General features: G+C 65.7%; 9 protein-coding genes. 5 read left to right on the top strand and 4 right to left on the bottom strand.

What is annotated here, in order from left to right; all coding sequences use genetic code 11:
- Positions 1 to 134 precede the first annotated feature (134 nt).
- Complete coding sequence (locus tag XH87_RS23660) at positions 135 to 1,034, top strand: AraC family transcriptional regulator (protein ID WP_271589166.1); 900 nt, start codon at positions 135 to 137, stop codon at positions 1,032 to 1,034.
- 165 nt (positions 1,035 to 1,199) lie between these two features.
- Here XH87_RS23660 and XH87_RS23655 read toward each other — a convergent pair whose 3' ends face one another.
- From XH87_RS23655 to XH87_RS23640, 4 genes are all read right to left on the bottom strand, one after another.
- Entirely contained in the window at positions 1,200 to 1,442 is a 243-nt protein-coding gene (locus XH87_RS23655; protein ID WP_271589095.1) for a hypothetical protein, read from the bottom strand.
- 47 nt (positions 1,443 to 1,489) lie between these two features.
- Complete coding sequence (locus XH87_RS23650; RefSeq protein WP_271589094.1) at positions 1,490 to 2,614, bottom strand: DUF2336 domain-containing protein; 1,125 nt, start codon at positions 2,612 to 2,614, stop codon at positions 1,490 to 1,492.
- A 246-nt stretch (positions 2,615 to 2,860) separates the two neighbouring features.
- Positions 2,861 to 6,514 (bottom strand): AsmA family protein, encoded by a 3,654-nt coding sequence (locus XH87_RS23645; RefSeq protein WP_271589093.1) that lies wholly within the window; start codon positions 6,512 to 6,514, stop codon positions 2,861 to 2,863.
- Positions 6,515 to 6,645: 131 nt separating this feature from the next.
- The gene (locus tag XH87_RS23640) at positions 6,646 to 7,878 is read right to left on the bottom strand and encodes a cytochrome P450 (RefSeq protein WP_271589092.1); all 1,233 of its coding nucleotides are present in this window, start codon (positions 7,876 to 7,878) and stop codon (positions 6,646 to 6,648) included.
- 129 nt (positions 7,879 to 8,007) lie between these two features.
- On the opposite strand from XH87_RS23640, the gene XH87_RS23635 reads away from it, so the two are divergent.
- The 4 genes from XH87_RS23635 (at position 8,008) to XH87_RS23620 (ending at position 12,242) form a co-directional block, all read left to right on the top strand.
- Positions 8,008 to 8,619, top strand: a complete 612-nt coding sequence (locus XH87_RS23635) for a TetR/AcrR family transcriptional regulator (protein ID WP_158671741.1) — start codon at positions 8,008 to 8,010, stop codon at positions 8,617 to 8,619.
- A gap of 270 nt (positions 8,620 to 8,889) precedes the next feature.
- Entirely contained in the window at positions 8,890 to 9,297 is a 408-nt protein-coding gene (locus XH87_RS23630) for a hypothetical protein (RefSeq protein WP_271589091.1), read from the top strand.
- A 160-nt stretch (positions 9,298 to 9,457) separates the two neighbouring features.
- Entirely contained in the window at positions 9,458 to 11,119 is a 1,662-nt protein-coding gene (locus XH87_RS23625; protein ID WP_271589090.1) for a peptidoglycan-binding protein, read from the top strand.
- Positions 11,120 to 11,462: 343 nt separating this feature from the next.
- Positions 11,463 to 12,242 (top strand): CPBP family intramembrane glutamic endopeptidase, encoded by a 780-nt coding sequence (locus XH87_RS23620; protein ID WP_271589089.1) that lies wholly within the window; start codon positions 11,463 to 11,465, stop codon positions 12,240 to 12,242.
- Positions 12,243 to 12,416 lie beyond the last annotated feature (174 nt).

The raw sequence follows: 12,416 nt of genomic DNA, 5'->3' as shown, positions 1-12,416 counted from the left end.
TGCCGACTCCACGATTGAACCGCAATCTAGAGGCGCTTGCCGCTCCGCATAATGGCCAGGCGGACCGACGTCATGTCCGCGCGGATCAGGAGTGCCGAATGTCGGGGACCGAAACGGACGAGCTGTTGAAGGCGATGGTGCCGCTGTTCAGGATCCGTCCCGTAATCGACGATTCATGTCGATTCGGCGGCAGCTGGGAGTCGCTACACGCGCCGAATGGCCGGGGATGGGCACAATTCCACATGGTCACACGCGGCTCCTGCCTGGTCGAAAGGCCGGGTCTGGGGCCGCAGCGGCTGGACGCCGGCGACATTTTGCTTTTGCCGCACGGGGACAGCCACGTGGTACGAAGCCTGCCGGACGGTGTCGCAACGAGGATCTCGAGCGAAATCAAGAACGGCGTTCGCCAGCGCAGGACGGTCGACGCCGAGGCCGATACCGAATTCCTGTGTGGCCGGTTCCTCTTCGAGATGTCGGATGAGAACCCTCTGATCGCTGCGCTTCCCGATGAAATCGTCGTTCGCACCGCAGGAGAACCCCTGCTGGAAAGATTTCGGCGCCTGTTGATCGACATTCGCGATGAGCTCGACGCAGGACAGGTCGGATCGCAGATGATCGCGGCCGACCTCGCGAGGGCCCTGTTCGTCATGATACTCCGCGACCATCTGGCCGACGAGGGCACGGGAAACGGGACGGTCTCGCTATTGCGGAACCGCACAACAGTCCGGGTCGTGTCGGCGATCCTTAACGATCTTGCCCGCGACTGGACGCTCGACGACATGGCGGCGGTCGCGATCTCGTCGCGCGCGACGCTGGTGCGTGCTTTTCGAAAGCATGCGGGGATCGCCCCGATGACGTTCCTGTCCGATTTGAGATTGACGATTGCGCGCAAGCGGCTTGCCGGCACCTCCGATCCGATCGCGAAAATCGCCGGCGAAGTCGGCTATGCGTCCGAGAGCGCCTTGAGCAAGGCCATTATGCGCAAATACGGCCTGCGGCCGGGCGCGCTGAGGCTTGCAGAGCCGGGGCGATAGCGACTGCGGGCGGGCTGCTGCCGGGCCACGGATTGCCTTGCGCCGCAGCAAGGCCGGAAGGCAACACGCAGCAAAGGCCGGCGCGCTGCGGTCCCGGATTGCACGAAGCCGGCCATCGGGCGGCGCTTCGCGCCAGCCCGCTGACTCCGCCTGCGCGACGGCCCTTTACCGGAAATACCCCAGCACGAGATCGAGATCCGAGCTGCCTGCGGCCGTGCCGTTCAGCTCCGCGTCGATGACACGGCGGCAGGCCGCTACTGCGGCGTGGTCGCCGAGATCGTTGGCGGCTTCCAGAACGAGCCAGGCGGCGTCCACCGACACCTTGTCCGGCGCTCCGCCGCCGAGATCGGCGCCGACGGCGTTGCTGAGGCTCTTCTTGCGAACGGCGGTGCCGAATTGAGGCAACATTGCAAATACTCCCCTTCGGATTCCGGGACGATGCTCAGTGCACCCGACTAGTGGACCTGGAGCTCGGGCTGACGGCCCGTAACGGTCTCGACACCCGCGCTATTCTTGCGCGACTGGTAGAACTTCAAGATGCTGCGCGTGGTCTCGATCTTGAGCCGGCCGTACTCGCGCTCGTTGTCCTGGAGCTCGCGCGCCGTGATCAGATGATCCTTGGCGCCGAGGAACAGGAGCGACATCGTCGTGTCCCAGGAGAAGTCGAGCGCCTTGCACAAGACCAGGATCATCTCGCGGTTGCGGTCCATCAGCGCGCGCTCGATCACGTCGACGGGCAGTGACGAGAGCAGCGACAGGCCAATCTGCACCTCGTCGAAGCGGTGCTGGCGCGCATAGTTCGAGATCGAATCCTGATTGAGGTTGCCCTGCCGGTACTGCGTCGTGACCACGCGCTTGGCGACGAAATAGCTGCGCGAGGACGGGCCGAACTTGGACTGGAGATCGCCGGTGACGTCGGTCACCGAGCTCTGGATCTGCGCCATCATCTCGGGCCTCTCGGTCTCGAGGCGGCGGCGCACGTCTTCCGACGCCTTCGAGATCAGCTGCTGGAAGATGTGCCGCGGCACGTCCTTGCGCAGGCCGAGCTGCTCGGCGAGAATCGAATCGCCCTCGGCGCGACGGACCATGTGCAACAGGCCAGATCCGGAGAAGCGCGCGCCCTCGTTCTTCGCAACCGACGTCACGACCTCCTGGTTGCCGCGCTTGACCAGCACGTCGGTCACGGCTTCGCCGATCGACTTGCGCTGGGCGATCGCGAGCAGATGCGACTGGCTCTTGGTCATGGCACTCTCGACCAGCATCTTCTCGTCGAGACGACTGGAGTCGCGCAGCACGGGACCGGCGACCTCGATCTCGTCGTCGAGCGCGAGCTTCTCGATGACGTTGAGCGGCGCGTGATCGCATGCCGACATGACTTCAGAGAGTTGCGCCCGCGCGGCGACCTCGATCTCCTCGGCGAGCCGGCCGATGACCTCGCCGAACGTGGAGATCTCGTCGTCGCTGTAGCGGCCGGTGATCAGAATATCGGTCGCGTGCCACAACGCCTTCGCCCGGCTTTCGTCGGTGCCGCGCGCGATCGCGTCGTCCAGATCCTGTAGAAGCGATTTCGCCCCGTTCATCTCGATCACCCCAGTTCTTGGTAGCCCTTTGGCAAGCCGCTCTTGGCGCGACGCCGAATTCCTCTGGGAACCGACGTTAGAGATGAAACGCGAGAATTCAGTAAAATGGGCAAATCAGTTTTGCCGAGCAAAATTCATTCAAATGCGAGGGAATGCTTTAACGGGCGGGCAATGGAGACGGCGCTCCCCTTCCGCGAGCGGGAGAGGCAAGTCGGCCCGCGGCCCAATTCGCGCAAACCGATCTGCTCACGGATTCTGCGGCGTCAGCACCAGGGGCGGCTTTGGCCTGGGCTTGGCGGGCGCGGGGCCCGGCGCGGGCCGCACCTCGATCGGCGGCGGCAGCGGCGCGGCCTGCTGGCTTGCGAGCGGCGGGCCTGTGAGTGGAGGGCTTGTGAGTGGAGGGCTTGGCGCGGCGGGAGCGGCCTGCGGGGCCCTCGGCGTCGGCGCGGCCTTTGACTTCTGCGGCGCGCGGCGCGGATCGCGGCCGGGCAGCGGCACATCCAGCAGCGGCGGCTCCGGATCGGGCGAGACCAGGCTCGGCAGCGCAGCGGTGGCCGGCGGCGGCTCGCCGCGTTCGATGGCATCGAGCCGCCGCGTCTCGCGATCGATGGTGCGTACCGCGAGCCATGACGACAGCGGCGTGAGGTCGATGGTGCGGCTCAGCCTGTCGGGGGGCCCTGCCGCGAACAGCTGGATCTCCGGCGGCGCACCCGAGAGTCCGGTCATGATCGGCGTCAGGCTGACGCGGATGTCGGCCTGGTCGGCGGGAATGTCGTAGCCGCCGGAGACGATGGCACGGGCGTTCTTGGCCTCGAGCGGCGTCGCGCCGACCCGCAGCCGCCCGTCGCGGATCGTGAACGGGATCTGCGCCGAGGCGACCGTGATGGGACCGGCCGACAGCGCGGGCTCGACGAGCTGCCGCAAGCGATTGTCGTCACTGACCTGGCCGCTGTCGCTGGCGCGGATGGCGATCTCGAACGCGCGGGGATTGAGGCCGCCGATTTCCGCGGAGTCGAGAGTCACCGTGCCGTTGCCGGCGAGCGCGCCGGTCAAGGCCGCGACGCTGCGGCCCTGGCTGGTCAGCGCCATCTGCACCGAGGCGCGCCCCTTGGACAGTGCAAGGTCGCGATAGCGCAGCGCCGCCGCATCGACATTGCTGAGCTCGATGCGCGCGTTCAGCGCAAGACCATTCGCGCCATTGCGCGCGTCAAGGCTCGCGGACATCTCGCCGCCGCCAATGCGGCCCTTGAGCGCATCGAGCGCGAGCGACTGCCCGTCGTTCCGGATCGTGCCGCCGAAGGGGCGCAGCTCGATGCCGCCCGGCAACGTTCCGCGCAGCGCCTGGAAGGCGATGCGGCCGTGCCAGCCGCTGACGAGCCCTGCAGTGAGCGGTTCGCCGGACTCATGTCCGGCCGCGCCGATCGCCATCGCGAGCGCCGGCGCAAGATCGAGCGTATCGAGGCCAACCTCGCCGTCGACGTTCTTCTCCTGATCGAGCGTCACCGAAAGATGCCCGCGCAAATGCGAGCCCGCTGCATTGCCGTCGAGATCGTCGAATGTCAGGCGATTGCCCGACAGCGTGAGGCGGGAAGACAGGCTGACATTCTGCGCCGATTTGTCGGCCGGACCGGTCCCGAACAGCGGCGCCAGATTGACGTTGCGCACGCGCAGGTTCACGCTCGCCTTGGGTTCGGAGGATTTGGGCTCCGACAGTTCGACGCTGCCTTGCGCGTCCGCATCGAGCCCGCCGCCGGTGAGCTTTGCGTTCAATTGCGCCGGACGGCGCCAGGCGCCGCTCAAGCGGCCTTCGAATTGCGCGGCGCCATCGCCTGCGGCCACCATGCGATCGAGCCCGAGCAGGGCCAGCAGCGCGCCGGCCTGCGGCGTCGACACTTTCGAATCGAGCGTGAAGTCGCTGTTGCGCAACTTTTCGATATCGATGCCGCCGATGGCGGCGGTCGGCGTCTGCGCGGTCAGCGTCGCTGTCGCCTTGAGCTGCGGCGCATCGAGATCGAGCACGACGCGGGCATTGCTGCGATCGGGATGCTCGGTGTTCTTGTCGAGGCTGAGATCGAGCTTGAGACGGGTCGCGCCTGGCAATGACGGGAGGGCATCGAGGCGTGCGCGCACCGCGGGCGCAAGCGGTTCGATCAGCGCGGTGAGCTCACCCAGCGAATTGGCGGAGGATCTCAGCGCGAGCTTGCCCGTGGCCTTCGTGCGGTCGAAGCTGCCGCTCGCCTCCGTGGTCACGCCGCTGGCCTGGCCGAAGCGCAATTGCTCCAGCGACAGCGATGCGGGGCTGTAAGCGAGCTTGGCGGCGAACGGCCGCAGCTCCTGGCCGGCGGAGATGGCGCGGCCGATGGTGAGCGAGAGTCTTGCCTCCTCCGGCCACTCGCCCTGCGGTCCCGCGAGCGCGCGGACGAAACTTGCGGCGGCATCGAGGTCGAGGCGGTCGGCCTTGAGCTCCGCGTCGATCCGCGAGCCCTTGCTCGCGCCGGTCTGAACGAAGGCGATGCGGCCCTCCACCTCGCCGCCGTCGATGTCGGCCTTCAGCCTGTCGATGGCGAGGTGATTGGCGGCGATGGTCACGTCACCGGCGAGGCGCAGCGGCCGCGTGCTGCGCCGGTTGACCTCGGTGCGGCCCTGGAGCCAGGCCACCAGCGTGTCCGGGTCGGACGATTCGATGCGCAGACGGCCGCTGAAGCTGTCCGCGCCGGGGGTCGCGCCGTTGAGCGAAAGCTGCGTCGTGCCGGGCGCGCGCAATTCGAGCCGCTGGAAGGTCCACGACCTGCCGTCGGTCTGAAGTTCGGCCGCGATGTTCTGAAGCGGACGGCCGCCGAGCATGATCTGGTCGGCGTTGAATTCGATCTGCGCCGGGATTGGCGTCTGCGGGATCGCCGCCAACCCTGCGCGCAGCGCCGGCATGACGCGCGGCGGATCGGCATCGTCCTTGGCCGTCAGCTTGTCGGCATCGACCTGCCGCGCCGACAGCACGGTGCGCAGCAGCGGCGAGGCGCCGAACCTGAGATCACCGACGCCGCCGAGCTTCAGCGCGGCGTCCTCCGTGCCGAAGCTCGCGTCGATCTGTTCGAACTTGGCGCCGGCCGGGTCCGCCTTGAGCCTGGTCGCGAGCTTCCAGGGCGTCGGCCCCACCTCGCCCGCCTTCCTGGTCGCGGGCACTGCGAGCGTCAGCGCGCCGTCGAATTTCGGCTGGCGGTTGTCGAAGGCGAGCACGCCTTCGAGATCGGCGAGGATGGCGCGCTCGCCGGGATCGATGTTGAGGTGGAGACGGGTCGCGCTGCCGTCGGCACTCGGGCCGGAGGAGACGCGGAACGGGTAGCGCACTCCGCTAGCGGTGAAACTGCCGTCGCCCCGCACCGAGCCCGCGAGCGAGCGCACGTCGCCGGAGAAGGCGATGTCGTTCAGCTCCAGCGTCGAGCGGCTGGCGGCATCGTGCAGGGCGATGCGGCCGGTAAGGTTCAGGCGTTCGATGGCGAGGGACGCCAGATTGAAACTGCCGCTCGCGGTGGACGGCAAATCGACGCGCCCGCGCGCATCGAGGCCGAGATCGACCGCCATGCCGCCCACCGAAAGCTCGGTGGCGCGCCATTCACCGCGCATCAGGGAACTCAGGCTGAACTCGACGTCGAGCTTGTCGGCGCGCAGCCGGCCGAGATCGTTGTTGCCGCCGAAGGTGACGCCGCGCAGCCGCAGCGTCGGCGCCGGCAGCAGCCGCGCGTCGAGCTCGCCCACTACCCGCACCGGCACGCCGATGATCTTGCCAGCCTCCGCCTCGAACTGGGGCCTGAACTGGTTCCAGTCGATGTAGTAAGGCCCGATCAGCGCGGCCAGCAGCGCAATGATAAAGGCAATCGCCAATCCGAGCAGCGTCGTCTGCACGGGTCTCCCCTCGGCCAAACCGACCCGGGCCGAACCTGAGGGCCTCAGGCGCGCCGGAACAGCCCCTTATATAGGGGGAAGTGTGGCGAAGTCACAGCGACTGTTCCGCACGGAGGTTAACGCCGGCCGCCTCACCAGCTCGCCGGCAGCCGCTTCAGGCCGCGCAGCACGAAGGTCGGCCGCCATTCCGGGTTCTCGACGTCGTCGATGCGCAGATCAGGCAGTCGCCGCAGCAGCGTGGCGATGGCGATCTCGGCCTCGATGCGCGCCAATTGGGCGCCCAGGCAGAAATGGATGCCGCCGCCGAACGACAGCGGCTTCACGTTCCGGCGGGTGACGTCCAGCCGGTCGGGCCGATCAGGATAGACCGCGGGATCGCGGTTGGCCGAGCCGAGCAGGCACAGCACGGTCTCGCCCTTGGGAATCGTCGCGCCGCCGAGATCGTCGATATCCTCCAGCGCGACGCGCCCGGTCATCTGCACCGAGGAATCGTAGCGCAGGAATTCCTCGATCGCGCCCTCCATCAGCTCCGGCCGCGCCTTGAGCAGCGCCAGCTGATCCGGATTGCGGTGGAGCGCGAGCAGGCCGTTGCCGATCAGGTTGACGGTGGTCTCGTGACCGGCGCCGAACAGCAGGATGATGTTGGCGGTCAGTTCCTCGTTGGTGAGCTTGTTGCCGTCCTCCTCGGCCTGCACCAGCTGGGTGATGAGGTCGTCCCCGGGATTGCGGCGGCGCAGCTCGAACAGCTGCTGGAAGTACATCTGCGCCATCAGGTTGCCGGCGTTGCCCTGTTTGATCTCCTCCGCAGACAAGGGCACGGGATCGAGCAGCCGCCCGCCGTCGCGCGAGCTCTTGTAGAAGACCTCGCGGTGCTCCTCGGGGATGCCGAGCATGTCGCAGATGATGGTGACGGGCAGGCGGAAGGCGAAATCCTCGATCAGGTCCATGTGGCCGCGATCAATCACGGCGTCGATGGCCTGGTCGACGATCTCCTGGATCCGCGGCCGCATGTCCTCGACCCGGCGGGCGGTGAAGGCCTTCACCACGAGGCCGCGCAGGCGGGTATGGTCCGGAGGATCGGCTTGCAGCATCCAGTAGCTCATGCTGCGAAACACCGGCTCGTTCATGATCTCGGGACCATAGCGGCGCATGGTGCGCTCGGCGAAATCCTTGCCAAAGCGCTTGTCGCGCAGCACGAGACTCACCTCGGCGTGGCGGCTGGTGACGAACTGGCCGAACGGCGTCACATGGATCGTATCAAGAGTGCGCAGTCGGTCGTAATGCGGATAGGGATCGCGGATGAAGTCCGGCGACAGCGGGTTGAACAGCGGATCACCGCCGGCGCCTTGCACGTGCTCGTTCATGGTGACCTCAGATCGGTTGCCGCACGACACGAATACGCAAGGCTGCCCCGTCGCCTGGCGTAACCATCCCCGAATTTTCAAACTCGATACATTGTTGTATCGAGTTGCAGTTTGCCCTAACCTGTGCCGATGTCAAGGGTGAGAACGAGACCGACCAGGGACGACACGCGCGACAGGCTGTTCGAGGCGGCCGCCCGCGTGTTCGAACAGGACGGCATCGGCGGCGCCAGCATCGAGGCGATCGCGGCGGCGGCGGGCTTCACCCGCGGGGCGTTCTATTCGAACTTTGGGAGCAAGGACGAATTGATTATCGCCATGCTCGAGGACCATGTCGAGCAGTCGATCCGGCGCAACATGGACATCCTCGCGCAGCACGACAATCTCGACGATTTCATCGCGGCGCTGAAGGCGATGGACCGAAGCCGGCAGGATCCGCTCGGCCGCTCGCCCCTCCTCCACATGGAGATGATCCTGTTCGTCGCGCGCGCCGAGAAGCGTCGGCCGGAGCTCGCCAAGCGCCTGCGTGCGCGACGCAAGCTGGTTGCCGACATCGTCGAGGCGACATTGAAGAGCAACGGGCGCAACGACAATCTGAACCCGCCCTGGATGGCCTCCGTCGTGCTCGCGCTGGAAGACGGCTTTCGCCTGCACCGGCTGATCGACCCGGAGACGACGCCGGCCGACAGTTTTCTGCGCGCGATCACGGATCTCAGGCGCAGGACGGGACTGGCCTCGGACTAGCGGCTGCGCATGCGTTAAGTTGCCGCACTCAGGGAACGCGCAGCGCAACTATCGATAAGCGGCCGCGCAAGAGCGAGGCTTGAGGATCTCTTCAACCGTTGCGATCCGTCCTGCGCCGGTCGCCACCAGGAGACGCGAGCCTCGAGATGAACGCGCGTTTATCTTCATGACTCTTTGTCTCTCCTGATTGTCTCTCCTGAATGGCGCTTGCAACTTTTGCCCGTCATTGATGTTGGCCCGGCATCGCAACACCAACGAGGAGGAAAGCACATGAAGACCGCGCTAATTCTGGCAACCGTCGGCACACTCGGCTTGAGCGCCGTAGCGGCACCAACGCCCGCGGAAGCCCGCTGGCGTGGCGGATTCGGCCCAGCGCTGGCAGGCGGATTGATCGCAGGCGCCGTGTTCGGCGGCCTGGCCTCTTCCGCTTACGCGTACGGCCCGGGTTACGGCTACTATGATGGATACCCTCGTTATTACGGCGGCTACGCGCCGGCGTATTACGGCGGCTACGGATATCCCTGGGGCGGCTACACCACGACCTATTACAGCACTGGTTACGCCCCAGCCTACTACGGCTACGCCTATCGCCGAATCGTGCGTCCGGCCTACGCCTATTACGGCGCACCATTCCCGCGGCGGAACTTCCATCACCATCGTTGGCACCACCACTGGTGACGTGAATCGCCAAGTCAGGCCCAGCACGGAACGCTGAGCCCTCAAGAAATGATGATCAGGCCGATGCCATCCGGCGTCGACCAGAGACAACGCGCGCTGACGCCTCACGACGGAACCGCGCAATTGCAGCGAAGCAGAAGCAAATGAAGGAGAGTTTCAGATGAACGCGAGGAAGAACAAGTTTTTGCTGACCACGGCAATCCTGCTCGCAGGCGTCAGCCTGGCGTCGGCACAAGGCATGCGCGAAGGCACCGGAGGCGGAACTGGCGGGAGCGGCATGAGCGCCGGAGGCGGAGCCGGCGGAGGTGCTGCGGAACACGGACGATCCGATGGCGCGATGTCACACGGTGCAGGTGCGGCATCGCACAGCGAAGGGATGACGCAGGGCCGCGCGGGCGGCCGGGCCGAGGGCTCGTCTGCGGCGCAGGACAGCAGCCGAACCACGGACAAGGGCGACAAGCAAACCATCGGTCAGGGCCGCGACCGCGGCGACGCGCGTCAGTCAGAATCTGAACACAACAAGCAAGGCAAGACGGTGGGTCAGAGCCGTGGCGATCGGGACACGGCACGTCAGTCCAAATCCGAGTCCAAGTCCGAGAGTGACAAGAACGGACAGAAGAGCCAGACCGTCGGACAGAGCCGCAGCGACCGCGACCGGACGCATCAGTCGCAGGGCGCCGAGCGGAACAGGAGCACGACCACGGGCGCCAACACCAACGACAATGCTCGCGATAAGAATACCCAGGGCAAGAATGCGCAGGGTCAAAACACGACGACCGGCGCAAACACAAAGAGCGATACCCGGAGCAAGACCGCAGAGGATCCAAGCAAGACGACCACCGGCGCAAGCACCGGCAGCAACGCCCAGGGTCAGAATGCGCAGGGCGCGACGACCGGCGCCGATGCGCAAGGACAGACCAACGCCCAGACCCGGGGCGCGGCCACCCAGAGCATGTCCGGCCGCGTGCAGGTGAATGCGCAGCAGCAGACGCAGTTGCAACAGTCGGTGCTGAACTCACGCAATGTAGACCGCGTGCGGGTCAACACCAATTCCATCAACTTCCGGATCGATGCCGGCGTGGTCGTGCCGCGGAACATCTCCGTGATCTCGGTTGCGGATTATCCGGCGCTGATCGACGTCTATCCTGGTTACCGCGACGATAGCTTCTTCGTCGTCGATGACGAAATCGTCGTCACCGACCGCAGCCGCAGGATCGTCGACGTCATTCCCGCCGGGCCGCGGACGCACTATGCCCGGAGGGGCGGCTCGAGCACTGCTGGCGGCAGCGTTGCCGCGCTGGATCTCAGCCCCGACGAGATCCGCATCGTTCAGCACGTCCTGATCGAACGCGGCATGCTGTCCGGCGAAGCCGACGGCATCCTCGGGCCGGATACGCGCAGGGCATTGATGACCTTCCAGAGGCAGGAGGGCTTCCAGGCCACCGGTTCGATCGATACCCGCACGGTCGCGGCGCTTGGCGTGTCGAACAAGATCAGTGCCACGCAGGGCCAGTCGACGACCGTCGGCCAGGGCCAGAGCAACCAGTCGGCGCCGCAGAACACGACCGGACAAAGTGCTGGTCAGAGCAACGCGCCGGCGCAACAGAACGAGACCACCGGCAAGGCTCCGCAGAACCCGCCGGCGACTTCGGGCCAAGCCAGCACGCAGCCGCCTGTAGGGCAAACCACCGGCCAGGCTCCGGCCCAGGGCAGCACTCCGTCCACTGGTCAGCCCAGCACCGGTCAGGACACGCAGGCTGGGCAGCCGAACCAGAACAGTGCCCCGCCGCCTTCGACGTCGAATCAGCCAGCCCGGAAGTAAGATTGCTGGCAAACGCTTCGGAGCTCCGCCTTCCGGCGGGGCTCCTTTGCTGCCCATTGGAGGCGATGGAGGGCAGTGGCGGGATCCGCTCGGCCGCTCGCCCCTTCTGCGCGCGATCACTGATCTCAGGCGCGGACCGGACTGGCATCGGACCACGTCGAAGTGGTCCACGTCGAGCCCTGATCAGGCCTCGTCGGGACCGACCAGTTCTGCCGGCCATCCAAAATACGAACACAGGAATTCCCCTCCGACCTCGCGGTCGGTTAGGATGGTGCGGGACCACTAGAGAACCCGCAAAGGTTGTTATACGGTCAGGCGCGCAGAGCGAGGGGTGATTGATCGCATGTCGCACACTAAGGGTTCACCCACCGGCCTGAACGTCACTTCGCGCGCCGGTTTCGAATGGCGTCAGAGCATCATAACTTTGATGCTGGTTCTTGCCCCTATGGCGCTTGCGGTCATTGTGATGACCATTGGTCTTGCCGTCCGGGCGATGTGGCTCGTCATACACGGCGCGCCGGCCGAGCTGCCCGCGCCACCTAACTTCAGACTCTATGGCCTGCTGTCGTACGCAGTCAGCAGTTGGCTTGCTGTAGCGTTGGTGTTGGTTTGGACAAAGCGACAGACCATGCGCTCTGACGTCTTCCGATTTCGAAGACTAACTCTCCCCGCCTTCGCCGCGAGCCTCATTGGCTTCGGGATCGTCACCATCGGCGTGCCCGTCGTGACACATTGGTTGACTATCGTAACTGGCCATCGAAGTCAGGATGTTCGGATCGATTTCCATGACGCGAAGTCAATCGCAATTGTCGTTTTTCTTCTCGTCGTGACAACGCCGGTGACCGAAGAAATCCTCTACCGTGGCCTCCTGGTATCTTGGCTGCGTCGGATTGGGTGGCACGATTCCAACATCTTGGTCCTTGGCACCGTGATCTTTGCTGCCAATCACATTATTCCGCTCGGGCTCGTTTGGGGTGCAGCGATGATCTTGCTGGGCCTCGTGACCTACGCACTGCGCCTGCGCTACGAATCGCTTTCTCCAGCCTGGCTCGCTCACACTCTTTTCAACGCGCAACTGACACTGTCCTATCCGTTGATCGCTTGGATCGCGCAAGCCACCTAGTTGTTCGAGCGGTTTAGAAGGCAATGCGGCACTCGACCCGTCGCATACTTTCGCCAGCGGCCTCGTCGCGACAAATTCCGGCCGAACTCTAAGTCGGTCGTGAGGTGTAAACCGGGCGCCACTTTGACCGGGCCAAACCGACTCGATTGACCCCGAGCGGACCTGCCGCCAGAG

The organism is Bradyrhizobium sp. CCBAU 53415, from assembly GCF_028128735.1.
Taxonomy (GTDB): domain Bacteria; phylum Pseudomonadota; class Alphaproteobacteria; order Rhizobiales; family Xanthobacteraceae; genus Bradyrhizobium.
The sequence above is the reverse complement of the archived record's forward strand: the minus strand, read 5'-3'. Positions and strand labels throughout refer to the sequence as shown.